The following is a 24,768-nucleotide window of genomic DNA, read 5'->3' as shown; positions in this document are numbered from 1 at the left end:
TCAAGCGTGATCAGAGAGCGGCGGTGCCGAGCAGTCCTCGCGCAGCCAGGTTCGCCATCAGCGCGCGCACGCCGAAGGTCCAAGGCTCGATACGGTCGCTGTGGTTGACCCGGTTGACCAGCGTGCCGAGCTGACGGCTCGAAATCTTCACGATATCGCCCAGCTTGTGTGTGAAGCCAGCTCCAGCGGCGTCGCGGTCTTCGATTGGTGCAAAAAGCGTCCCGAGGAACAGCAGCGCGCCATCGGGGTACTGGTGGGTCGAACTGATCGTCTGCGAAACGAGATCGAGCGGGTCGCGCGTGATCTGGTCCATCGAACTCGACCCTCGCAAGACAAAACCGTCGCTACCTTCCACGCGCAAATCGACCGTCGCACGCCGCACATCGTCGATCGAGAAAGTCTCGTCGAAAAGCCGCAGGAAAGGGCCAATAGCACACGAGCCATTGTTGTCCTTCGCCTTGCCGAGCAGGAGCGCGCTGCGTCCTTCAAAGTCACGCAGATTGACGTCGTTGCCCAGGGTCGCGCCAAGCACGCGGCCGCGACTGTCGATCGACAACACGATTTCCGGCTCCGGGTTGTTCCAGACCGAATTCGGATGCAGCCCGATCTCCGTGCCCGTCCCTACAGCGGCCAGCACCGGCGCTTTTGTGAAGACTTCCGCATCAGGGCCGATTCCGACTTCCAGGTATTGGGACCATAACCCCTGCTCGGTCAGCAGCGCCTTCAATTTGCGCGCCTCGGCGGAGTCCGGTCGGATGCTGGTGAGGCTATCGCCGACCAGAGACCTGATCTGGTCCCGCACGCGCACCGCGCCTTGCGGATCGCCCTTTGCCTGCTCCTCGATCACTCGTTCAATCAGGCTCGCCGCAAAGGTCACACCGGCCGCCTTGATGACCTGCAGATCGCAAGGCGCAAGCAGATGGACATGCTCCGGGTTGCGCGCCACACCGGTCATTGCATCGACCGTATTGGCGATGATCGTGTCCAGCGTGCCAATCCAGCGGCCACCCGCGGCTCGCACTGTCGCGACCGGATCTTCCCGCTCCACCAGGCTGCTGATGGTCGGTGCCGCGTCGGAAATGTCGAACACGCCTTCGGCGCGCAAGACGACTACGGCTGGACCCGCGGGCATGGATTGTGTGGCAGGAACCCAGGCGCGGCCGACAAGTGTGCCGGACAACCCGTCCGACGGAAGCGTGTCCGTTACGCTGAGTGAAAGCGGGGATGTCATGTCTGTCTCCACAGATGTTTGTCTGGCGCGCGTGGCTTGCTGCCCGTTCGCGCGTTAATTCGCCCAGCTGCCACTTTAGGCAGCCAACCGATAAACATCCAATCTCTTATTCCGTACAATCGATTCCATCCGGTTATGAGTTCTTGCGCGTTTACCCCATGTCCAGACAATTTACCGTGCGTACGTCGAGTGTCCTGGCAAGGCTGCGCTTCAGACATCTTCAACTGCTCGATGCGCTTGGACGCACGCACAACTTGCGCATCGCAGCCGAACAGATGCTCATCACCCAGCCCGCGGCGACAAAAATCCTGAGTGATATCGAATCGATGTTCGGCGCCCAGTTGTTCGAACGGTTACCCCGGGAGATGCGTCCAACCGATCTCGGCGTCTTGTCCGTGCGCTACGCGACCACGGCGGTCGCGGATCTGGGCAAGTTCGTGAGCGAGTTCAGCACCTTGAGCGAGGGTGGTTACGGTCATCTCACCGTGGGCGCTATCTCGGCTTCGGCCGCTCAGGTGGTGATTACGGGCATCAGGGAGATCCGCCAGCAGCGGCCGCAACTGGTCATCAAACTGGTCGAGCAAAGCAGCGACCAACTGGCGGTCTGGCTCGAAGAAAGGAAGCTGGACGTGATGGTCGGCCGTCTGACGGAGCCGCGCCATCAAGTACTGTTCGACTTCGAGGTGCTGTCCGGGGAACCGGTCTGGGTGGTCGTCGGACAGCATCATCCGCTGCTCCAGCGGCGGCGGCTGGAGTTGGCCGATCTTGGCGCGTGGCCATGGATTCTCTATCCGCAAGCCACGGCTATCCGGCAGCTGTTCGATGAAACGTTCGCCGGCGCGGGCATTCCCGCGCCGGTGGGCATGGTGGAAACGCCTTCAATCTTTTCGACACTGGAACTGTTGCAGGCGACCGACATGATCTCGCTGCAGCCGCGCGCCGCCGTCGAAAAATATGTGAGCAAGGGTCTGCTCGGGCACCTGCCCGTTCCGATCAACCGGACCATGACGAGCTACGGTATCGTCACGCGCAAGTACGAGTTGCCGTCGCAGCCCATGCAGGAATTCATCACCATTTTGCGTTCGGTCGCCGGACGTGTCGGCGATCGGGCGCTTCCAGCGCAGGACAGTTCGTCTGAGCCAACCTGACGATACGGATCAACGAACGCGGCCTACCAATCGCCTCAGAACGATGTGCCTATCTGGAACTGGAATTTCTGGTACTGATCGCCTGTGTGCTTGACGACCGGTAAGCCGAAGCTCAGCTTGAGCGGACCGATCGGCGAGATCCACGCGAGACCCACCCCATAGCCGTAGCGCAATCCGTTCGCGCCGATGCTATTGCCTTCGCTGCCCCATACGTTGCCGCCGTCGAGGAAAGTAAAGACGCGCAACGTGCGGTCATAACCGGATCCCGGCAATGGGACGGTCAGCTCGATATTGCCGACGATCATCTTCGAGCCGCCGATGGGGTCGTTGGTGGTCGCATCGCGCGGCCCGAGCGAACTTGGCTCGTACCCACGCACTGAACCGATACCGCCCGCATAGTAGTTCTTGAAGATCGGATAGGGCTTGCCGTCCAATCCATTACCATAGCCGCCCTGAAAATTCAGGCCAAGCACGAAGCCACGCGCGAATGAATAATAGTATTGCGCCTGAAGGTCTGCCTTGTAGTACGGCGTATCACCGAGCGGCGAACCGTATTCGGCATTGGCTTGTGTGTAGTAGCCCCGGCTCGGAACCAGCGCGCTATCGCGGTCGTCACGCGACCATCCCACTGTCAACGGCACATTGTTCGACACACGGCCGAATTCGTTCACGTAGTCGATGTAGCTCTGAGGCGTAGTGGAATCGATATCCAGGCGGTTCTGCTCGAACCCCAGGCCGAAGTACACCATGTCGGACTCAGAGAAAGGCACGCCGAATTTGAGGTCCGCTCCTGCCGTGATGATGCGGAAGCTCGAGTCGGTCGAATAATACAAGGGCTCCGTCGTGCGGTAATAGACGTCGGTGATGCGCTTGATGCCGTCAATCGTGAAGTACGGATCGACCTGCGTGACCGTCAACGTACGGTTGGTAGTCGACGTATTCACATTCAGTGCGAGGCTCGTTCCCGAGCCGAATACGTTGTCCTGCGATACGCCCGCGGAGATAATGGGCCCCTCACCCGAGCCATAGCCCAGGCCCAGCGAAATCGAGCCCGTGGGTTTTTCCGTCACCTTGACGTCGATATCGACCTGATCCGGCGTGCCTTCCACCGGCACGGTGGTCACGTCGACATTGGTGAAATAGCCGAGACGATTGATCCGGTCTTTGGACAAAGTCAGGCGGTTCGAATCGAACCACGAGCTCTCCATCTGACGCATTTCACGGCGCACCACTTCGTCACGTGTACGCGTGTTGCCGACCACGTTGATGTGGCGCACGTACACGCGGCGGCTCGGGTCCACTTGCAGCGTCAGGTCGACCTTGTGGTGTTCCTGATCGATCTTCGGCTGTGCGTTGACGGTGGCGAACGCATAGCCGTATTCGCCCAGCTTGTCGACGATTGACTTGGTGGTGGCTTGCAGCTTTTCAGCCGAGAAGCGGTCACCCGGTTTGATCTTGATGAGCCTGGCCAGCTCCGGCTCACGGTCGAGCAGGTTGCCGGCCAGCTTGATGCTGCTGATCGTGTACGGCTCGCCTTCATGCAGCGTGACCGTCAGATACATGTCCTTCTTGTCTGGCGAGATCGACACCTGGGTCGAGTCGATGTTGAACTCGAGGTAGCCGCGATTCAGGTAATACGAGCGGACATTTTCCAGGTCGCCGGTAAACTTGTCTTTCGCGTACAGGTCGTTCTTCGTGTACCACGAGAACCAGTTTGGCGTGGACAGCTGCATTTCGTCGCGCAACGTGTCCGTGCTGAATGCGCTGTTGCCGATGAAGTTGACCTGGCGGATCTTCGCGCTCGGACCTTCCGCCACCGAGAACAGCACCGACACGCGGTTGCGGTCGATCGGCGTGATCGTAGTGGTGACTTCGGCGGCATAGTAGCCACGCGTGAGGTACTGGCGCTTCAGTTCCTGCTCGGCCTTGTCGACGAGCGCCTTGTCGTAGTACTGGCCTTGCGACAAGCCGACCGCGTGCAGCGCCTTGGTCAGATTGTCCTTGTCGAATTCGTGAATGCCGGAAAAGTCGATCGTGCCGACCGCCGGACGTTCCAGCAGCTGCACGATAACAACATCGCCTTCGGCCGAGATCTTGACGTCGTTGAAAAAGCCCGTGGCGTACAGCGCGCGAATGGCCGCAGAAGCCTTGTCGTCGCTAAAGGTGTCGCCTTGCTTGATCGGCAGATACGCGAACACGGTACCGGGTTCGATGCGTTGCAATCCTTCGAGCCGGATATCGCGGATCACGAACGAATCGCTAGCGTGGGCCGAGATTGCCACCACGCTTAGACCGACGAGAGTCACCGCCCTGCTACGACGTGCAGATGAAGTTTGAACAAGCATGCAAAGGGAAGCCAAATGATAGAGACACAACGTGGAGACCCGACCGACCGCAATACGCTGTGTCGTATATCGATCGAGGGCGCAGGGGATTGAGACGCGAGCTCTATTGCACCGTCTCTATTGCACCGTGATGGCGGACAGATCACCGACCTTTGCGATGCCGCTCACAAGCGCCAATACCTCCGTCATGTGGGCAGCCTCAGTGCGTTGCATGCGAAACGAGAGTTCCGCGCCGCCCGGCAGACGGAATGTAAGGATTAGATGGGCTGCCGCGCCTGCGTCCTTGCCAACCTCCCAGGCCTCGCACGGCATGGCGAATTTCACGCTCTTTTTCTTGCTGCGGATCCGCTCCGAGACGCCGATCGCATTCGACAATGCCGCCAGCAACTCGTGCATGACTGAGCAATGCAACGCAATGCTGGAAGTTTGATTGGCCTTCAACATCAAATACTGGCCGTCGCCCGTCAATTCGAAGCCGCGCACGGAGTCGATCGCAAGGGAGGGTCGCGGTGCCATTGAGCACTCCAGAATCAAGCAAGGACTGGAGTGTAGGACGCGCTCCGATGTCTTGAGTTACGCGGCGATTAACTAAACTTTCCTTTGGCCGCTATCTGTTACTGAATATTCAATCCAGCAAATTGATATGCCCGACGAGCAACCTCGACCCGGGACATAACTCGTCGGATAGCAAAAGGAACGCGGCGCGAATTGAGCGCTGCTGCACGACGCGGGAACGGCATGCCCCTTTTTTTCGAGTACTTCGGAGCGCGTTCCCTGTTCGGACTATTGCAAGCTGCTGGCGGTCGCGGAAACGTTGAGCTCGGTCTCGTCGCGGCGCTCAGCCGTCTGTGCGTCATCTGGAATCGGCGAACGAAGATCGCTTTTGATGAATCTGGAGAACCGTGCTTTGGCCTCGATCACGTGCCGGGTCGCAGCCACTGTCAGTTGCTGATCGTGAATGGCCAGAATTTCTTCGAGCATACTCGCGACTTCCGCGCTGATTTGACACACTCCGTCATACTGCGCCCTGCCAGCGGCCTGATCCAATGCAGCCTCCGCTTGTCGATACAAACCGACAGGTACATTACCGAATCCGGCCTCTTGTAAGTAGTACGTCAGGCATACGACTCTATTCAGCTCATTAATCAGATGAACGTTTCCTTGCCCTTTGCGACAAACCGCAAGAGCAAGGTGATTCGCGAGCGAGATATCAGAGGCAGCCTGGTTCGTCATGGGGAGCAGCATCTGCTTGCTCTGGTGACGCCGACCAACAGAAGCGCGGCCCGTGGGCCGGCGAGTACTATGGGACATTGAGAGTGTATCGAATAGAGAGTTGCGAAACGGCCCTACTGACACGCGAATAATCGACATTCACGGTTGGGTTGTGTCAATTCTATAGCGATATCGCCAAGGCCGTATTGTGACAATCAATTGTGACGGTACTCTGCCGCTTAGCCGCACTGAAACTCCGAGGCCACTTGCAGAAAGGCCTGGATCAATCGGATACGGACAGAGGAGCGTCCCCATATCAACCCGACCACGCGCTTCTGAAAGGGATACGGCAGCGGCCATTTGGCAAGTGATAGATCGGTGAGGGGTTTGGTCGTCCAGTCGGGTACGAGTGAGACGCCAAGACCGCGGTCCACCAGCGCGGCAATCGCGCCGAGCCCGTCCAGCTCGCAGCGTTGATGCGGCGTAATGCCATGTTGCCGAAGGTAGCTCTCGGCGAGCTGCCCGCCGACAACATTGCGGTCGTAACGGAGAAACGGTTCCGTCTGCAACGTGACGTGCGGATCGGTCACTTTCATCGCGGCAGGTGTCAGCAGCACGAGCGGCTCTTCCCTGAACGTGTGCCAGTCGCAACTTTTCGGCAGATTGAACGGCGGTCGCGCGACGATTGCGGCATCCAGATCACCACTGACCACTTTCCGGTACAGGTCGTGCGAGGTACCGGGCTCAAGATAAAAATCGATGCCAGGGTGACGCGCCAGCAGTTCGGCAAGCATGACGGGGATCAGACTCGTCATCATCGTGCCCATGCCGCCGAGGCGCAGTTGTCCACCCAGCGTCGACGGATTCTCCAGATCCGACTTCAGATCGCGGATCTCGTGCAGCACCTTGCGAGCGCGTTCGAGGATGCGCTCGCCGGCCTCCGTCGTACCAACGGTGCGCCCGCAGCGGCGCACGAGCTGCCCGCCCAGCTCCGTTTCGAGCATCTTCACGCGCTGTGCCACCGCGGCCGGCGTCAGGTCGAGCCGGCGGGCGGCTTCCGCGATCGAGCCAAACTCGACCACGTAGACAAAGCTCTGAAGATAACGGGAGTCCATCGAAAGAAATTTTATGTTTTGAAGAAAGTAAAGACTACTTCTTCTGAGGGGCGATGCCTAGCATACTCGTCGCAAACATTCCCCCAGTGCGTCCGTAGCCAGTCGAATCTGGCTGCGACGTCGATCAACCGGCTGTTCTGAGAATGTCATCACCTGGCATGGCTGATGGACCAGAAAAGGCGCGACCGGGCGCTTGGCGATTCATAAAAGGAAGGAGACGATGACGGTGCCAGCCAGCCTATCCGGCGCAACCGATACGCTTGTCAAAAGCGTTGCGCTATTCAACCTGGGCACGCTGATCAACGACCAGTCGTCATTGACGATGCGGCGCGGAATAGGCACTCGGGTCGAGGTTCCCGTGACCGGCGCATTGATCGAGATGACAGACGGTGAACATATTCTGTTCGATACCGGTCTTCTGCCGCATGACTGCGAACGCATTGATGGCGCCGATCCCTGCCTGTCGATGAAGCGGTTTTCCGAAATGATCGCGCGCTATGACCGGCAAGACGACATTCGCGCCCGGCTAGCCGAGCTCGGTCACACGCCAGAGGACGTCAAGATCGTCATCAACAGCCATTTCCACTGGGATCACTCCGGCGGCAATCTGTTGTTCCCTCATGCACGCTTCCTGGTACAGAGTTCGGAATACCGCTTTGCGTATCAACCAGACAGCTTTGCCGCGCGGCCGTACGAGCGCGCCTACTTTGATTGCGACATCGAGTATGAACTGTTGCGCGGCGATCAGGTGGTCAAGCCCGGCGTGGCCGTGCTCACAACACCGGGCCACACGCCGGGACATCAATCGTTGATGGTGCGTCTGCCGTCGGGCTCGCTGATGATCATGACCGGCGACGCAGTATTCTGCCCGGCCAACCTCGAACCCGCCTCGCCGCCCGGCAATGCGCACACGACCGAACAGGCGATCGCATCGATCGCGCGGCTGCGCCTGCTGTGTGAGTTCTTCGGTGGTGAACTGGTGATCTGCCACGATCCCGGCTTCTGGAAAAAATGGCAACCGGCGCCGCATCGATACACGTAAGTTGAAAGCAAAAATAAACATGTACTGTGGCGCGGGGCTCATTGCCGCCTCCTCGCCATGCATCGGAAACATGGAGACAGACGATGAAGCAAAGATGGTTTCGCTTACTGCCCGTAATGATGATGACCCTCATCATCGCGTTCATGGACCGCACCAACATCGGCTTTGCGATTCCGTCGATGGGCAAGGAACTCACGCTGACCACCTCGATTCTCGGATTCGCGTCAGGCGTGCTGTTTCTCGGCTACGGCGCTTCGCAGATTCCAGGCGGCTGGATCGCCGACAAAGGCTTCGGCAAAGTGCTGATCGCCGTGCTGATGGTGTTGTGGGGAGTGATCGAAATGGCGCAGGGTTATGTACACAATGCGCAGCAGCTGGTCGCGGTTCGCTTCGCGATCGGCGTCTTCGAAGGGGGCATATTCCCGACTTTCCTGCTGTTCGTCAGGAACTGGTTTGCGCCGTCCGAGCGCGCTCGCGCAAATGGCATCTGGCAACTTTGCTACCCGTTCGCCGCGATGGCGAGTGGTCCTATCGCCGGCTATATCCTGAAGCTCGGCGACTGGCGCACGTTGTTCATCGTCGAAGGCGTGTTCCCGCTCGTATGGGTCTTTGTGTGGCTGTGGGGCGTGGCCGATTCGCCGCGCAACGCGAAGTGGTTGAAAGCCGCCGATCGCGCGCAACTGCTCGAACACCTGGACTCGGAAAGCAAGCGGCATACGTCGCAAGCGCCATCATCAACACGGGTGTCATTCGGCTCACAGTTGCGGCGGCCGGCGGTGTGGCTCTTCGCAATGGCGATCCTCCTCTGGAACACCGGCTTCCTCGGCTTTGTGATCTGGCTACCCAGCGTGATTCATCAACAGCCGGGGCTTTCGCCGGTCGACATCGGCTGGCTCTCGTCGATTCCCTACGCATTCGCGATCGTGCTCATGCCGATCCTGACTTACTGGTCCGATCGCAAATTGGACCGGCGGCTCTTTTCCGCGATACCGCTGGCCATTTCCGGCCTGGCCCTGCTGGTTGGCGGCGAAACTTTTGAGTCCAGTCCGTTCGTGGCGAACATGGCGCTGCTCGTGATCGCCGGCGCGACACTTTACGGATCGCAGCCCGTACTCTGGTCGATCGCCACCGACCTCGTCCCCCCCGAAGTGACGGCCCGAATCAGCGGCATGATCAACGGCATCGGCATGATCGGGGCATTTGGCGGACCTTACTTCGTCGGCTTCGCGCGCTCGCTGACCAATTCGTTCTCCGCCGGACTGTTGGTCATGGGCCTCTGCCTGATCGGCACCAGTGCGTTCGTGATGTTGATCAAGGAAACCGCGAAACCCGGACCTCAGCGCGATACGACGGCGGAGCCGAATATGGGCCGTAGCTGAACCCGGGAACTCGCCCTGAATCAGTTACGGCCCGACATTCCCGCTCGCGCGCGGTTCGACACGTCGAATGCCGCTCACAGCGAGCGGCATCGTGCCCATTGCGCTCAGCCGCCGTGAAGCGCGTTGCTCAAGCCGGCATCGGACAGCGCACACAGCGCCACCGCCGACCAGTCATGGTCAGCGCCGAGCCCTTGCGAGCGCAACGTCAGGAACCGGTCGTGGACGAGACTTGCTAGCGGCAGCGGAACGCCAAGTGCCTCAGCGGCGGCCAGCATCAGGCGGTTGTCCTTCTGGCCGAGCGGCAACGAGAAACCCGGCGGCTGGAATTGCTGCGACGCGATCATCGAACCGTAGATCTTGTAGGGCGGCGCATTGAAGTTTGCGCTCGTCAACAGTTCGACCAGCCGCATCGGATCGATGCCGGCCTTGCCCGCGACGGCGCACGCTTCGCCCAGCGTTTCGATGATCACGGACAGCATGAAATTGCCGATCAGCTTCACCAGATTGGCCTGCGAAGGATCCTCGCCGACAATGCCGACCGACTGCCCAAGCGTTTCGAGTAGCGGCACGGCAACCTTGAGGTGCTCATCCGCTCCGGCCGCCATGATGAACAGCTTGCGCGCCGCCGCTGCATCCGGCCGGCCGAATACCGGCGCGGACACGAAGGCAAGACCCGCTTCACGGTACTTCGCTGCGTGATCCTGCGCGGTGGCGACACTGATCGTGCTCATCGAGATGTGCAGCGCACCCGCTTTCAGCGTGGTGGCGATACCCGCGTCGCCGAACGTGACCTCTGTGTGCGCGGCATCGTCGGCCACCATCGTGAACACCACGTCGGCGCCAAGCGCCGCCTGCGCGGGACTCGACGCGACGCTCGCCCCCGCCTCGCGCAACGGTTCGGCGCGGGCCGGACTCCGGTTGAACACCTGCACGTCATGCCCCGCGTCGATCAGGTTCTTCGCAATCGCGGCACCCATCGAGCCAAGTCCTACAAATCCAATTTTCATCATCACATTCCAAATGATCAGCCGCGCGAATGCGGGCCTGTTTCAGACTGCAAATTGATAGACCTGACGGCTCACGTCGAGCGTCACGTCACCGTTTTCGCCCAATGCCGTCATGCCGTGCTCTTCGAGCTTCGCGATCAGCGTGTTGATCGACTGGCCGCCAATCTGGTAGTCGCGCAAGCGGGTTCCCACCGACATGCGTTCGAAGAACACGCGGGTCGCCGTGATCGCCGCACTGATACGCTCGTCCTCGCTGCCCTCGGTGATGTTCCAGACGCGCTCGGCGTACTGCAGCAGCTTCGCGCGCTTCGACTCGCGGCGCACGCTCAGCATGGCCGGCAGCACGACGGCGAGCGTCTGTGCATGATCGAGTCCGTGCAGCGCCGTGATCTCGTGGCCGAGCATGTGGGTCGCCCAGTCCTGCGGCACGCCGGCGCCGATCAGGCCGTTCAGCGCCAGCGTTGCCGTCCACATCAGGTTGGCCCGCACCTCATAGTTGTGCGGCTCGGCAAGCGCTTGCGGACCGACTTCGGTTAGCGTGAGCAGCAGGCCTTCGGCGAAACGGTCCTGTACCCTGGCGTCCACCGGATAGGTCAGATACTGTTCGACGATGTGAACGAACGCATCGACGACACCGTTGGCAATCTGCCGCGTCGGCAACGAATAAGTGGTGGTCGGATCGAGCACCGAGAACAGCGGATAGGTTGCGTCGCTCGTGAAAAACAGCTTGTCGCCTTTCGCGCGATAGCTGATGACGCTGCCATTGTTCATTTCCGAACCGGTGGCGGGTAGCGTCAGCACACTGCCGAACGGCATCGCGTCGCGCACCGGGGCCTGCTTGGCCAGAATGTCCCACGGCTCGCCGTCGAACTTCACTGCGGCAGCGATGAACTTGGTGCCGTCGATCACCGAGCCGCCGCCCACTGCCAGCAGAAAATCGATGTTCTTCTCACGGACGAGCGCCACCGCTTCCATCAGCGTTTCGTAAGTGGGATTCGGCTCGATGCCGCTGAACACGTGCCACGCGCGCTCGCCGAGCGCCGTCTGCACTTGCGCGAGCACGCCGTTGCTCTTGATGCTGCCGCCGCCGCACGTAATCAGCACCCGCGCGTTAGGCGGGATGTGCGTATCGAGTGCGGCAATCTGGCCTTCGCCGAAAATGATTCGTGTGGGGTTATGAAACGTAAAGTTCTGCATTGAATCTCTATTCCTTACATTGATATGACCGGTCGTCTTAAAACGGAATAAACGGCTGCCCGAATCGAAACCAGACGCCGTTCAAACTCGCTACGACCGTTACTGCGGGGATTTGAAAAACAGTTGGAACATTGAATGCACGCAAGCCTTCAGCGGCTCGACCGAGTCATCGAGCTTCATGCGCAACAGGCTGCCTTCCCATGCATTCCAGAACAGGTCCGCCATTGCATCCGCTGAAAGATCGCGCCGCACGGAGCCGTATTCCTGGCCGCGCCGCAGATAATCGGCACAGCCGACACGCCATTCATTGACCGACCTGCGCGCGGCGAGCCGGCACAGATCGCTCGACTGCGCGATCTCACCGGCAAAATTGCCGACCAGACAACCGTAGCGGTCGTCACAGTCTTCATAGTCCGCAACGATGCGCGCGTAGATGCCGCGAAGCGCGAGTAGCGGATCAGGCGACGCTGCTTCGAGTGAATACTGCTTCCATTCAGCGGCCTGCTCCTGCGCGTAGTGATCCAGGATCGCCGCGCCGAATGCCTCTTTGCTCTCGAAGTAGTTGTAGAACGAACCCTTCGGCACGCCGGCACGCTCGACGATGTCTTTGACGCCGGTGCCGTGATAACCCGTTTCGGCGAACAGCGCGACACCCGCTTCGAGCAGCTTTTCGCGAAAGTCTTCGGTACGTCGTGTGTGCATAACCATTACAACTACAGCCCTAAAGGCGCGGTGCCGTTCCACGCAAGTGGGCGGCTCCGCGCACGTACATCGATGTCAGGCCGCGTCAGGCGCGGCGCGTCGCGAGTTCGGCGCCTTGACGCAGGGCTTCGAGCAGGCTGCGTTCGTCGGCGATGCCTTTGCCTGCGATATCGAACGCCGTGCCATGATCGACCGAGGTGCGGATCACATCGAGGCCGACCGTCACGTTGACGCCGGCTTCGAGGCCGAGCACCTTGACCGGACCGTGGCCCTGATCGTGGTACATCGCCACCACCAGATCGAAGTCGCCGCGTCCCGCACGGAAGAACAGCGTGTCGGCCGGGAGCGGGCCTTCGATGTCCCAGCCGCGTTCACGCAAAACCTGCACGGCCGGAACGATCTTTTCCTCTTCCTCGCCATACCCGAACAGGCCGTTTTCGCCGGCATGCGGGTTGATGCCGCACACGGCGATGCGCGGATTGGCAATGCCCGCCTTCACCAGCGTCGCATGACCCCGCTCGAGCGTGCGTTGCACGAGGCCCGGTTCGATCTTGCGGATCGCATCGATAATGCCGATGTGGGTCGTCACGTGAATCACGCGCAGTTGCGGCGCGACCAGCATCATCGACACCTCCTCGATGCCCGTGAGGTGCGCGAGCATTTCAGTGTGGCCGGGATACTTGTGACCGCCGGCGTGCAACGCTTCCTTATTCAGCGGCGCCGTGCAGATCGCATCGATCTCGTCGGTCTTCGCGAGTTCGACGGCGCGCGCGATGTACTGATATGCAGCGTCGCCCGCGAGCGCCGACAGTGCGCCGAACGGCAAGTCGGCGGGAATCAGCGCGAGGTCGATGCAGTCGATGGTGCCGCGTTCATATAACGCATCCGCCGGCTTCGCGATGCGGCGCACCTTCGTGCTGCCGCCGACAATCCGGTTGGCCTGCTCAAGTCGCGCCGCATCGCCGATGACGAGCGGGCGGCACTGCAGGTACACGGACTCGTGCGTCAAACTCTTGACGATAATTTCCGGACCCACGCCCGCTGCATCGCCCATCGTGATGCCGATGACTGGAAGATAGTTGCTCATGATGTTTTGCCTGAATGACGTTGGTTCGTTTCGCGAGCCGGCGAAGCTGTCGTTGCGCCGCCTGGGTGAGCCGCTCCGGACTCGCCGGGAGCGAACTCCGGCGTGCCCCGCAGATGAAGGTAGGCGCCATACAGCGCGTGCTCGCTGCCAAAGGCGCCGGCTTTGGTGACGACGGTGAGGCGCGGGTTGCCGTGCGGGCGGCCCACCGCCACGCCCGGCTCGATTTCCGAAAGCAGTTGCAGACTGTCGATGCCGGCGGTACCGAGCATCGCGCGCGCGGTTTCGCCGCCCGTCGCGATCAGGCCGCTCAGATGCGTGAAAAACGGTGCGACGAGCGAGGCGAGGGCCGCCGACAGTTGAGCGCCTTCGGCGGGATCGAACAGATCGTCGCGACCAATCCGCACCAGCAAATCGGTGTGCGCGCTCAGATGCGCGCCGACGCGCGCTTGCCAGCCCGCCCACTGCAGATGAAGTGCGCCCGTGCGCAACACGACCGGCGGCACGATCAGCTCGTCCACGCTCGCACGCTCGCGCAGCATCGCGCATTGCTGTTCCGAGACGGCCGAGAGGCTGCCCACCAGAATCAGGATCGCGCTTCTCTGCTGCTCCGGCTCCGGCGCCAGCGGCGCGTCTTGTGCTGCTTCCGTGGCGACATCGAACAGGTCGCTCAACGACGCCAGTTCGCGAGCCAGACCGCCTGAGCCGACCCAGAACAGGGCTTCGTCCATCGACGCCGTCGTCTGCGCGAGTGCCCTCAAATCCGCGTCCGTTTCCGCATCGACGATGAGCGCCTGCGCGCCGCCGCGCGCCACCGCGGCAATGGCATTGCGCAATGCCGTGGGATCGCCACGCAGTACGTCGACACCCAGAGCCGCGGTGCGCAAGCCGGCGGCCTCGACCATGGCATTGAGGTCGGCGCAATGCGCGGCGTGTTCGAGCTTCCACGTTTCCGTGTTTTCGAGCGGCACGCCGCGCACGAATACGCGGCCCTCATGCACGGTGCGCCCGGTGGCAGGAAAAGCGGTGGCGACGATAGCGAGGCCCGCGAGGGGCTGCAATGCAGCGACTTCCGCAGCCCAGTTGCCACGCAAGGTTGAATCGATTTTCTTGTACAGACGCCGACCCGGTCCGCGCTGCGCCAGCCACGCGGCGCAGGTGCAATGTGCGGCTTCGGCCGGCGGCATGCGGCGGGTATCCGTATCCACTGCGATCACCTCCGCCGCGCCCATCGCGCGTGACGCGTTCAGCGTAACCGCGGTACTGCGTCCCGCACCCGCAAATGCAATCGCGCAGTCGGCGGCGCCGGACAGGTCGTCGGCGATGATCAGAATGCTCGTGCAGCTCACCGGGTCGCCTCCAATGCAGCCGCGCGGCGGTCGTCGGCAAGCTTGCCGACCCGCTTTGCGACGGCTGCGGTGAGGATCGGCGACACGATCGCGGTCACGACGACGCACGAGGCGACCAGCAAGGTCGCGCTCTTCGCGGCCTCGGCATAGACCGGGTTAGCCGCTGCAATCAGCGCCGGCACCGCCGCTCCGTTGCCTGCCGTGTTGGCTGCCGCCACGCCGGCGACACCCGTGCCGCCGGTCAGCCGGTCGGTCAGATACAGGGGGATGCCCGTCAGAATCACCACCGCGACGCCGAGGCCGATACCGAGCAAGCCGGCTTGCCATACTTTGTGCAGGTCGAGGCTCGCGCCCAGCGCCAAGGCGAAGAACGGAATCATCACGGGCACAGCGCGGCCGAGAAAGCTGCGCATCTCACGGTCCAGATTGCCGAGCAGCATGCCGGCCGCGAGCGGGAGGATGCTGCCGACCAGCGTCTGCCACGGAAACGCCGATAGCCCGGCCACGCCGAGCGTGACCATCGTCAGGAACGGGCCGGATTCGAGCGACATGATCGTGTAAGCACCGACGTCTTCAGACCTGCCATATTGACCCATTAACGCCATGTAGAGGCCGCCGTTCGTGTCGTTCATCGCGGCGACCACCGCCAGCGTCGACATTCCCGCGAACAGTCCGGAAGAAACCGGCTGCTCACCCAGAAAGTGGCCCAGTACGACACCCACCACAATCGCCGACCCCACCTTCGCCGCGAACAGCGCCCCGCCCTTCTTGAGCAGATAAGGCGTCGCCTTTACATCGATCGACGCGCCCATGCACACATAGAACACGGCGAGAATCGGCAACGCGCCGGTAAACAGCGCATTCGTGAACGAGCCGAAGAACTTCGGCATGTCCGGCACGAAGGTGGCGACCATTGCGCCGAACAGCAGCGGCACGATCATCATCCCGCCCGGAACGCGTTCGATCGCGCGTTTGATAGGAAGTTGGGCCATCATTGTCTCCTGTTTGAAAAGTGACCGATTCAATCATATTAATTGACTGATTCGATCATTCGGAGTGTACTCGACGCAACGGCTATGCGCAATCCGATCATTACCAAGCCATCCAGACCCATAAATTCGCCGCAATAAGCGACTCCACACGGGATACGAACCCAGATTGATCGAATCGATCAAAACGCGCACAGCGCTTGTCGCCACGACGAAGACGCAAGCGTGCCGCGCCGGCGAGCCGCCAGCATTGCTCCAGCAGGCGGTTTGATTACACTTACGCCCGTTGGCGCTTTTCCTGTCTATTGCGCGCACCATTCGGACGACCCGCTACCCTCTATCACCATGAAAGTTACGAACCGCCGCGAGGCAATGCTGAAGGCCGTCCTGTCCGGCATGAACGACGTAGGCGCGCTGTGCGAGCATTTCGGCATGTCCGAAGCCACCGTGCGTCGCGACCTGCGCGCGCTCGCCGACGAACGGCTCATCGTGCGCACGTATGGGGGAGCGGCCGCCTCGGTCGGGATTCACGAACCCGAGGAGTCGCTCGATCTGCGGCGCGAAAGCTTCCGCGAGCAAAAGGATGCGATCGCGCAGGTCGCGGTGAGCCATGTTCAGGATGGCGACACCATCTTTCTCGACGGCGGCACCACCACCGCTGCGATGGCCCGACTGCTGGCCGGCCGCCGCGACATTCGCGTGGTCACCAACAACCTGCTGGCAATCGGCCTGCTCGCATCGAGCGAGGTGCCGGTCACGTTGATCGGCGGCGACCTGCGGCCCTCGAGCATGAGCACGCTCGGGCCGCTCGCGCAGATCGCGTTGAACCGCCTGTCCGTCGACAAGGCCTTTCTTGGCGCGGACGGTGTAGTCGCCGGCCGTGGGCTCTGCGAGGCGACCGCCGAGCAGGCCTATCTGAAGGAATGCATCATCAGGCAGGCCGCCAATGTCTTCGTGCTGGTGACGTCGCACAAATTGGATCGCGCGAGCCAGCAGCACTGGACCCCCCTCGAGCGCGACTGGACCCTGGTGACCGATGCTCAAGCGGGCGCGTCGGAATTGGCAACGTTCCTGCTGCACAGCGAAGTGACGATCGAAAGCGCCGCGCAGCAGGCGCGCCAGCCCCTGCTTGACGGAAAGTGATAGGGCCTGCGGGGTTGGCTCCGCACGGCCCTTGCAGACCACGCGGTCGCACCCGACGGCCGCGAAGCTGTCACACACGCGCCGCGCCAAACGCCTTCACGACGTTCACCCAATACGACGCACCGGTAGCCAATGCGTCGTCATTGAAGTCGTAGTGGGGGTTGTGAAGCGGAGCGCCAGGCTCGGGTCCGTCGACACCCATCCAGACGTACGCACCCGGCCTCGCCTGCGCCATGAACGCGAAATCTTCCGAGGCCATCGACGGCTTACAGCCCAACGTCACCCTCTGCGCGCCGACGGTCGCGCGCGCCGCATCGAGCGCGACGTCGGCTTCGGCGGGCGCATTGATCGTTGCCGGGTAGCCGTAGCGGTAAGACAGTGTCGCTTTCGCGCCATGCGCCTGCGCGGTGAGCGTGCCAATTTCATCCAGCAAGCTCCGCACGCGCTCCTGCACGTTGGCGTCGAAGCAGCGAACGGTGCCGCGAATCACGGCGCGATCGGGCAACACATTCCACGCCTCGCCGCCATGAATCTGCGTGACGCTCACCACGCATGCTTCCTTCGGCGAGACGCGCCGGCTCACGATAGTCTGCAGCGCGATCACGACGTGGCTCGCGCAGACCAGCGCGTCGATCCCCTCTTCCGGCATCGCGGCGTGCGAGCCTTTGCCGTCCACCAGAATCTCGAAGGTATCGAACGAAGCCATCATCGGGCCACGGTTGATCGCGAAATGGCCGAGCGGCAAACCAGGCCAGTTGTGCAGACCGAATACCGCGTCGCATGGGAAACGCTCGAATAGCCCGTCTTCGACCATGACGCGCCCGCCGCCCGCCACTTCTTCGGCCGGCTGGAAGATCACGTGCACCGTGCCGTGCCAACCGGTATCGCGGCTCAACGATGCGGCGGCGCCCAGCAGCATCGCGGTGTGGCCGTCGTGACCACACGCGTGCATTTTTCCGCGGTGTTGCGAACGATGCTCGAATTCGTTGTACTCCACCATCGGCAGCGCATCCATATCCGCACGCAATCCAAGCGCGGGACCACTCCCCCTTCGCAGCGTGCCGACCACACCGGTTTTTCCGACACCCTCGGTCACTTCATAACCATAGTCACGCAGCACCGATGCCACCAGCCGTGCTGTCGAGACTTCTTCGAACGCGGTCTCGGGGTGTGCATGCAATGCACGACGCCACGTCACCATGCTGTCGAGCAGTTCAGCTTCAATCATTGATTACCTCACAAGCAGACCGTCGCACGGCAAGCAACGTTGCCCGTCCGGCGGTCAAAAAAATGCACCACTTCTGCGGCTTCAGTCCGCCGGGCAAAACGGTACCGGCGCGAGGAATACCGACTCCTGATGCACCAGATACGGCAGGATGCGCGGCGTGAAAGCCTGCCAACGCGGATCGGCGGCGAGCTTTGCGCGCTGCGCGGCGCGATGCGCATAGTCGTCGTAGCCCCAGCAGAACACGATCGAATTCAACGTGCCCGAGTCTTTAGTCCAGCAGCCCTTGAGCCGTGCGTACTGACTGATGATCTCGAGTCCCTCGCGCTCGTAGATTTGCAGAAACTCACCCACCTTTCCTGCGGTAATCTGATACGTACGCATTTCCACCAGCATGATTGCCTCCTGTTGCAAATCAACCGCTCACAAAACGACGCCTGCCAGGCACACTGTCACGCGGACCGTCAGCCCGCGTGCCCAATCAAAAATCCAACCAGCAAGCCGAGCAGACCCGAGCCCGCACCGACCAGCCAGACCCGCGCACCCGATGTCGGGCCGGGTTTGGGCGTGACGGTGGACGGCTTCGGCTCGCCCTGCACCTGAGGTTGCTCGCCGCCGGCCAGTAGCGCGGTGTCCGGACGTGTTTGCAGCGCCGGCTCGATCTCCTGGATAGCAGCCGCGGGCGCCGCCTCCTTTTCGATGTGCGCCTTCAGCGCGCCAAAGAAGGCGTCGAGATTCTTGCCCGCCGCGGACTGAATCAGGCGCGACCCCACACTCATCAGCTTTCCGCCAATTTCGACATCCGCGTCGTACGCGAGCACGGTCGTCTCGCCTTCCGGTTCGAGTTGCACGCGCGCAGTGACCTTGGCAAAGCCGACCGCGCCCGCATTGCCTGTGCCGACAATCGTGTAAGCCCTGGGTGGATCGAGATCCGACAGCGCCACATTGCTTTTGAAGGTCGCCGCCACCGGACCCACGCGAATCTGCACGGTTGACTCGAAATGCCGCTCATCCAGCATCGCGAGCGATTTACACCCGGGCAGACACGCCTCCAGCACGGCAGGATCGTTCAGCGCACGCCACACGGCTTCGGGTGGCGCGGGGAGAATGCACTGATCAGCTAACTTCATGGGCGCACCTCAGCGCTCGTAGAGTTTGAAGAGCGCCTGGGTGCCGTTCCGCGTGAAGCCTTGCTCAGCGAGCTTCTGATAAAGACCGCGCACCAGGTCCAGACCCGGCAGCTCACGTCCCATGTGCGTGGCTTCCTCATGCGCGATCCGCATGTCCTTGATGAAATGCTCGATAAAGAAGCCCGGCGCGAAATCGCCTTTGGCGATGCGCGGCCCCAGGTTATTCAACTGGAAGCCGCCAGCGGCGCCGCCGCCGATCGCGCTCAATACGGTCTGCGGATCCAGTCCGGCGCTGTGCGCATAGGCCAGGCCTTCGCACACGCCGAGCATCGTCGAGGCGATCACGATCTGATTGCACAGCTTGGTGTGCTGACCCGCGCCCGGTCCGCCTTGCAGCACGATGTTCGTGCCGAGGCAGCGCAGCATCGGCTCGACGCGCGCGAGCGCGTCAGCCGCGCCGCCCACCATGATCGACAGCCGTCCCTCGCGCGCGCCGATATCGCCGCCCGAAACCGGCGCGTCCAGCATTTGCACGCCGCGAGCTGCAGCGTGCGCGGCTAACTCTTCGGCCAGTTGCGGGCTCGAAGTCGTCATGTCGATCAGCACGGCGTCGGGTCGCGCGTTCGCGATCAGACCGTCGTCGCCGAGGTACAGCGCGCGCACGTCGTCCGGCATGCCGACGATCGTGATGACCACGTCGGATGCTTCAGCGAGCGCCTTGGGGGTGGCATGCCAGGTTGCGCCCGCCTCGATGAGCGGCTCGGCCTTCGCGCGGGTACGGTTATAGACGTGCAGCGGATAGCCGGCCGCGGCGAGTCGCGCTGCCATCGAGGCGCCCATGATGCCGAGGCCGATAAAGCCGACAGCGGGTTTGCTTGCAGATTGATTCATGATTGTTGATCCGGTCAGAGTTTGTCGCGCAACAGGTCGCGCAAGAGCATGGGTGTCAAAGGATGACGGTCCGCCACCACGCCGAATGGCGCCAACGCGTCGTTCACGGCGTTGGTCAGGGCGCCGAGCGCGCCCATCACGCCGCCTTCGGCCATCCCTTTGATGCCCGCCGCCGTCGCGCGGCTAGGCGTATGCAACGGGATGATTTCGAAATTGGGTAATTCAGTCGACGTGGCGATCAGGTAGTCGGCCAGCGAGCCGGTCACGTTCTGTCCCGTTTCGTCGTAGCGCGTGTGCTCGAACAACGCGCCGGACAGCCCCATCGCCACGGCGCCATGTTGTTGCCCTGTCACCACGGTGGGATTGAGCAGCGTGCCGCAGTCTTCGGCGATCACGTAGCGCGCAAAATGGATCGCACCGGTGGCCACGTCCAGTTCGATCTCGCATCCATGCGTCGAATTCGAGTAGGTCATCGGCGGCGGATCGTAGGTCAGGTGAAACTCGAGGCCAGGCGTGAGGCCTTCCGGCAGCGCCGTAGGATCCATATAGGCACGCCGCGCCACGTCGGCGAGCGTCAGACCCGTGTCGACCCACGCGTCGCCGCTACGGCGCTCGACGCGCGCATCGACAAGCCGAAGCGCGTCGCTATCAGGCAGTTCGAGACAACCGGCGGCAATGGCGAGCACCTTGCGGCGTGCATCGAGCGCGCACAAATAAAGCGCGCCGCCGCCCGCCGTTCCGCTGCGGGCGCCCCGGCTGCCCATCCCGTAGGGCGCGATATCCGTGTGACCCATCTGAATACGCACGCTCGAAGGAAGCACACCCAGGCCTTCGGCCACCGCATTGGCCATGGCGCTTTCATAGCCCTGCCCGCTGGGGCCGAGACCCACCGACGCGTTCACGACGCCACTCGGCTCGATACGGATCCAGCTTGCCTCGTGGCCCGAGCCCGGAATACCGGCCGATTTATAGAAGCGCGAGCCGTACGTGGTCGGCTCGACCACATTGCACAGGCCAAGCCCAAGATAGCGGCCGGCCGCCCGCGCAGCCTGCTGGCGGGCGCGAAACGCGTCGTAATCGAAGGCTTCCAGCACCGCCTCGAAGGTCTGGGACGGCGTGATGTCGGCCAGCAATTCGCCGGTGGCCGTGCGGTACGGCAGTTCTTCCGGCATCAAGAGGTTGCGGCGGCGCACGTCGACCGGATCCAGCTTCAGTTCGCGCGCGATCGCTTCCATCGTGCCTTCCATGACCCAGCTGGTGATGGACATCGGCGCGCGCATGGGGGCGTTGCCGCATTTGTGACTGAGCACGACCTTCACGTCGAACGCGTAGTCCTGCAACCGGTACGGTCCGCTCAACACCATCGCGACGACGCGCGCGAGATAGTTCGCCGGAAAGAAGCAATACGCGCCGAAGTCTTCGCGGATCTCCAGATCGAGTGCGAGCAGCGTGCCGTGCTCATCCACGGCGGCGCGCGTGCGGCAGAAGTCTTCGCGCGAATTGGCCGCCGCGGTCAGATTCTCGAGGCGGTCTTCGCGCCAGCGCACCGGCCGCTTCAGATGACGTGCGAGTGCGGCCACGGTCAGCTCTTCGCGATACAAGGCGATCTTCTGACCGAACGACCCCCCGACGTCAGGCGAGATCACCGTTACTTGCGACTCGCTGAGCCTGAGCCGTTGTGCGAGCTGCGTGCGCAAAGGATGCGGCACCTGGGTTCCGATGTGGAACGTCAGGTGGTCGCGCCCCGCGTCCCAGACTGCCGCGCAACCGCGCGTTTCGATGGGCACATGGGTCTGCCGCTGCTGCTGGAAGGTCGCCTCGACCACGCGGTAAGCGTGCTGGATCACGCGCTGCGGGTCGCCGTTCGAGTAGGTCTGGTGCGACACCAGGTTGCCGGGCACGCCGGGGTCGACTTGCGCGGCATCGGCTTCGAGCGCTTGCCACATATCGGTCACCACAGGCAACGGCTCGAACTCGACCATGACCTGTTCCGCCGCGTCTTCCGCGAGATAGCGGTCGGTCGCAACCACACACGCCACGAGATCGCCCTGAAAGCGCACGACGTCGGTCGGCATCGTCGCGAACTCGACCGGCAACAAGCCCTCGACCGGCGCGGCGACGCGCATCGGCGTGGTCCACTGGGCTAGCTCCCGTCCGGTGACGACGCTCACGACACCCGGCATGCCGGCGGCCGCCGTGGTATCCACTGAAACGATTCGCGCATGCGCATGCGGCGAACGCACGAAGCTCACATGCAGAGCGCCCGCGATCTCGATATCGTCGAGATACCGACCATAGCCTGTCAGCAGTCGATAGTCTTCGGTGCGCGGCACCGCCTTGTTGAGGTAGCGAAACGTCGGCTCAGACATCGGCGGTCTCCCCGCGCATCCGCGCAGCCGCCAGCAGGATCGCCCGTACGATGTTCTGGTACCCGGTGCAGCGGCACAGGTTGCCGGACAGCGCCTCACGCACCTCGGCCTCGGATGGGCGTGGGTGCTCGCGCAGATAAGCCTCGAAGGTCATCACGATGCCCGGCGTGCAAAAGCCGCATTGCAGGCCATGACACTCATGCATCGCCTGCTGCAGCGCCGAGAGTCGGCCATCCTGCGCGACGGATTCGATCGTGGTGATCTGCGCTTCGTCCATCTGAACGGCGTAGGCGAGGCACGAGCGCGACGGACGGCCGTCGATCAGCACGGTGCATGCGCCGCAAACGCCGTGCTCGCAGCCGACGTGCGTGCCGGTCAGACGGCAATCTTCACGAAGCACATCCGAAAGGAGCTTGCGAGGTTCGCAATGCACTTCGTGACGGGTGCCGTTCACAGTGAGATAAATAGTTTTCTTTTCCATGACTCAATTCGAGGTCGTGCGGACCGGCTGCGTCGCGCGTTGCAACGCGCGCGCCGTGAGTACCTTGACGAGATCGCGCCGGTAAGCGGCGCTGATGTCCGGTTGATCGTATGGATCGATAGCGCCGGCCGCCGCGTCGGCGATGGCGGCAAGAGTCGGCGCATCGACCGGAGCGCCGGCGAAGCCCGCCGCGAGTTCGTCCAGCACTAGCGGGGCGTCCGCCACGCCGCCAAGGCCGATGCGCAGGCTGGAGAATCGGTTACCGTCGAGCACAGCGGTGAGTGCGCAAGCCGCAATCGCGAAGTCGCCGTGCCGCCTGCTAAAGATTTCAAATGCGTGCCGCTCGCCCGGGCGTGCAACCGGGAAATGCACGGCTCGAATGATTTCTTCAGCAGCGAGATCGGTCGTCATCACCGCAATCAGGAACGCTGCGGCCGGCACCTCACGGCTACCGTCCGGTCCGACAATTTCGATGCGCGCACCCAGCGTGCTGGCGATGAGCGGCATTTGCGCAGCCGGATCCGCATGCGCAAGACTGCCCCCAAGCGTGCCCCGCTGGCGGATCGCGTAGTGTCCAATCGTCGCGGCCGCATCCGCGAGCAGCGGGCAAGCGGCGCGCACCGTGCTGCTGGTGGCCACTTCGTGATGCCGCGTCATCGCGCCAATGGATAGCGACTCACCCGCAAGCGTCACGCCGCTGAGTTGCGGCAATGCGTTGAGGTCGATCAGATGGGCCGGCTGCGCAAAGCGCATGTTCATCATCGGGGCGAGGCTTTGGCCGCCTGCGATGACTTTGGCGTCAAAGCCGTGCAGCGCGAGCAGCGACAGCGCATCTTCAAGCGTGTGAGGCCGGTGATACGAAAATACCGCGGGTTTCATGCGTTCGGCGCCTTCAGGGTCACACCGCTCGTCTGATCGAAGGTGCAGACGGCGGCGGTTGATCGGCAGGTCACGCGTTCACCGAGCTTGCAGGAACGCTCCTGGCCAATACGAAAAAACATCGACTGCCCGAACGATATCTGCACGAAAACAAATCGTCAATTGACGACATACAATTTATGCGAAAAAATTTTCGTCTGAGGTTACCGCTGAGCGCCTAGCCACATCTCACTGTTTTTCCGGGTATTTCCGCCATTTCATCCGACGGATCCCTCAGTTCAATCACAGTACGCGTGATCGTCAAGCGACGATCGATAGGATAAGATTTGATACCAGAAGGCGCTGTACGAGAGCAATGTGGTGGGAATTCTGCAGAGATCGGGCACGCACAGAGAGCCGCGCAGGGCGGACGCACGTGAGTCGCAGGCGCGACGAAGGCGATTAGATAGTGATATGTGCGGGCCGCCGAATTCGCCAAATCGGCTGAGCGCAGCGCGCCACGCTCAGCCGGGTTCCGGCGCCGACAGCAGTGAAGGCATGCTGAGTAGAAAGGCGAGCATCGCAATCACCGCGTCGGAGGGCACCGTATTGTCGTTCGAGTAGATGTAGCTCGCGTTGCCGAAACGAGTGTGTCCTCGCGGGCATCGTGCAACGCGTGATTGCTTTGCTGTATCGCCGCGTGATCAAACCGCGGCCGAACCATTAACCGTTCATGCGGGCGCCCACAACATCCGCCACCAGCAGCGCCGTCATGTTGACGATCCGGCGCACGGTGGCCGAAGCCGTCAGCACGTGCACCGGTTTGGCCGCGCCCAGCAGCATCGGCCCAATCGCGATGTTGTTGCCCGCG

Annotated in this window: 23 protein-coding genes; 4 read left to right on the top strand and 19 right to left on the bottom strand. The window is 62.2% G+C overall.

What is annotated here, in order from left to right:
* Positions 1-10 precede the first annotated feature (10 nt).
* On the bottom strand, positions 11-1,231 hold the full coding sequence (locus PQR53_RS30420) for a fumarylacetoacetate hydrolase family protein (RefSeq protein WP_408462481.1): 1,221 nt from the start codon (positions 1,229-1,231) through the stop codon (positions 11-13).
* 158 nt (positions 1,232-1,389) lie between these two features.
* Here PQR53_RS30420 and PQR53_RS30415 point away from each other — a divergent pair, with 158 nt between their 5' ends.
* A complete protein-coding gene (locus tag PQR53_RS30415) occupies positions 1,390-2,379 on the top strand; it encodes a LysR family transcriptional regulator (RefSeq protein WP_408462479.1) in 990 nt (329 codons plus the stop codon).
* 35 nt (positions 2,380-2,414) lie between these two features.
* On the opposite strand, the gene bamA is transcribed toward PQR53_RS30415, so the two are convergent.
* The 4 genes from bamA to PQR53_RS30395 all read right to left on the bottom strand — a co-directional run bounded on the left by bamA (position 2,415) and on the right by PQR53_RS30395 (position 7,051).
* Positions 2,415-4,724, bottom strand: coding sequence for an outer membrane protein assembly factor BamA (gene bamA / locus PQR53_RS30410; RefSeq protein WP_408462476.1), 2,310 nt, complete (start codon positions 4,722-4,724; stop codon positions 2,415-2,417).
* Positions 4,725-4,841: 117 nt separating this feature from the next.
* Complete coding sequence (locus PQR53_RS30405) at positions 4,842-5,240, bottom strand: hypothetical protein (RefSeq protein ID WP_179742196.1); 399 nt, start codon at positions 5,238-5,240, stop codon at positions 4,842-4,844.
* A 267-nt stretch (positions 5,241-5,507) separates the two neighbouring features.
* Complete coding sequence (locus tag PQR53_RS30400; protein WP_408462474.1) at positions 5,508-5,969, bottom strand: hypothetical protein; 462 nt, start codon at positions 5,967-5,969, stop codon at positions 5,508-5,510.
* 206 nt (positions 5,970-6,175) lie between these two features.
* Complete coding sequence (locus tag PQR53_RS30395; RefSeq protein WP_408462472.1) at positions 6,176-7,051, bottom strand: LysR substrate-binding domain-containing protein; 876 nt, start codon at positions 7,049-7,051, stop codon at positions 6,176-6,178.
* Between the two features lie 226 nt (positions 7,052-7,277).
* Between PQR53_RS30395 and PQR53_RS30390 the strand changes: the two genes are divergently transcribed.
* A complete protein-coding gene (locus PQR53_RS30390) occupies positions 7,278-8,093 on the top strand; it encodes an N-acyl homoserine lactonase family protein (protein ID WP_408462468.1) in 816 nt (271 codons plus the stop codon).
* Between the two features lie 83 nt (positions 8,094-8,176).
* Positions 8,177-9,472: an MFS transporter gene (locus PQR53_RS30385; RefSeq protein WP_408462465.1), complete on the top strand. Its 1,296-nt coding sequence runs from the start codon at positions 8,177-8,179 to the stop codon at positions 9,470-9,472.
* Positions 9,473-9,576: 104 nt separating this feature from the next.
* On the opposite strand, the gene PQR53_RS30380 is transcribed toward PQR53_RS30385, so the two are convergent.
* The 6 genes from PQR53_RS30380 to PQR53_RS30355 form a co-directional block, all read right to left on the bottom strand.
* Positions 9,577-10,479, bottom strand: coding sequence for an NAD(P)-dependent oxidoreductase (locus PQR53_RS30380; RefSeq protein ID WP_408462462.1), 903 nt, complete (start codon positions 10,477-10,479; stop codon positions 9,577-9,579).
* Between the two features lie 42 nt (positions 10,480-10,521).
* Entirely contained in the window at positions 10,522-11,676 is a 1,155-nt protein-coding gene (gene yqhD, locus PQR53_RS30375) for an alcohol dehydrogenase (protein ID WP_408462460.1), read from the bottom strand.
* Between the two features lie 99 nt (positions 11,677-11,775).
* Positions 11,776-12,378 (bottom strand): TetR/AcrR family transcriptional regulator, encoded by a 603-nt coding sequence (locus PQR53_RS30370; RefSeq protein ID WP_408462457.1) that lies wholly within the window; start codon positions 12,376-12,378, stop codon positions 11,776-11,778.
* Between the two features lie 85 nt (positions 12,379-12,463).
* The gene (pdxA, locus tag PQR53_RS30365; RefSeq protein ID WP_408462454.1) at positions 12,464-13,465 is read right to left on the bottom strand and encodes a 4-hydroxythreonine-4-phosphate dehydrogenase PdxA; all 1,002 of its coding nucleotides are present in this window, start codon (positions 13,463-13,465) and stop codon (positions 12,464-12,466) included.
* Positions 13,462-14,811 (bottom strand): four-carbon acid sugar kinase family protein, encoded by a 1,350-nt coding sequence (locus PQR53_RS30360; RefSeq protein WP_408462451.1) that lies wholly within the window; start codon positions 14,809-14,811, stop codon positions 13,462-13,464. Before PQR53_RS30360 ends, pdxA begins: the two co-directional genes overlap by 4 nt.
* The gene (locus tag PQR53_RS30355) at positions 14,808-15,803 is read right to left on the bottom strand and encodes a 2-keto-3-deoxygluconate permease (RefSeq protein WP_408462449.1); all 996 of its coding nucleotides are present in this window, start codon (positions 15,801-15,803) and stop codon (positions 14,808-14,810) included. The genes PQR53_RS30360 and PQR53_RS30355 overlap by 4 nt, the downstream gene beginning before the upstream one ends.
* Positions 15,804-16,145: 342 nt before the next feature.
* Here PQR53_RS30355 and PQR53_RS30350 point away from each other — a divergent pair, with 342 nt between their 5' ends.
* Positions 16,146-16,943, top strand: a complete 798-nt coding sequence (locus PQR53_RS30350) for a DeoR/GlpR family DNA-binding transcription regulator (protein WP_408462446.1) — start codon at positions 16,146-16,148, stop codon at positions 16,941-16,943.
* Positions 16,944-17,013: 70 nt separating this feature from the next.
* Here PQR53_RS30350 and PQR53_RS30345 read toward each other — a convergent pair whose 3' ends face one another.
* The 8 genes from PQR53_RS30345 to PQR53_RS30310 form a co-directional block, all read right to left on the bottom strand.
* Positions 17,014-18,171, bottom strand: a complete 1,158-nt coding sequence (locus PQR53_RS30345) for a M20 aminoacylase family protein (RefSeq protein WP_408462444.1) — start codon at positions 18,169-18,171, stop codon at positions 17,014-17,016.
* Between the two features lie 81 nt (positions 18,172-18,252).
* The gene (locus tag PQR53_RS30340) at positions 18,253-18,564 is read right to left on the bottom strand and encodes an NIPSNAP family protein (RefSeq protein WP_408351148.1); all 312 of its coding nucleotides are present in this window, start codon (positions 18,562-18,564) and stop codon (positions 18,253-18,255) included.
* A gap of 68 nt (positions 18,565-18,632) precedes the next feature.
* Positions 18,633-19,298: an SRPBCC family protein gene (locus PQR53_RS30335; protein WP_408462442.1), complete on the bottom strand. Its 666-nt coding sequence runs from the start codon at positions 19,296-19,298 to the stop codon at positions 18,633-18,635.
* 9 nt (positions 19,299-19,307) lie between these two features.
* On the bottom strand, positions 19,308-20,189 hold the full coding sequence (locus PQR53_RS30330; protein ID WP_408462440.1) for an NAD(P)-dependent oxidoreductase: 882 nt from the start codon (positions 20,187-20,189) through the stop codon (positions 19,308-19,310).
* 14 nt (positions 20,190-20,203) lie between these two features.
* Complete coding sequence (locus PQR53_RS30325; RefSeq protein ID WP_408462438.1) at positions 20,204-22,558, bottom strand: xanthine dehydrogenase family protein molybdopterin-binding subunit; 2,355 nt, start codon at positions 22,556-22,558, stop codon at positions 20,204-20,206.
* A complete protein-coding gene (locus PQR53_RS30320; protein WP_408462436.1) occupies positions 22,551-23,039 on the bottom strand; it encodes a (2Fe-2S)-binding protein in 489 nt (162 codons plus the stop codon). The genes PQR53_RS30325 and PQR53_RS30320 overlap by 8 nt, the downstream gene beginning before the upstream one ends.
* A 3-nt stretch (positions 23,040-23,042) precedes the next feature.
* Positions 23,043-23,918 (bottom strand): FAD binding domain-containing protein, encoded by an 876-nt coding sequence (locus tag PQR53_RS30315; protein ID WP_408462434.1) that lies wholly within the window; start codon positions 23,916-23,918, stop codon positions 23,043-23,045.
* A 702-nt stretch (positions 23,919-24,620) separates the two neighbouring features.
* Positions 24,621-24,768, bottom strand: a 148-nt coding sequence (locus PQR53_RS30310; RefSeq protein WP_408462673.1) for a phosphate acyltransferase, incomplete at its 5' end; no start/stop codon positions are given.

Source organism: Paraburkholderia fungorum (assembly GCF_046027605.1).
Classification (GTDB): domain Bacteria; phylum Pseudomonadota; class Gammaproteobacteria; order Burkholderiales; family Burkholderiaceae; genus Paraburkholderia; species Paraburkholderia fungorum_F.
The sequence above is the reverse complement of the archived record's forward strand: the minus strand, read 5'-3'. Positions and strand labels throughout refer to the sequence as shown.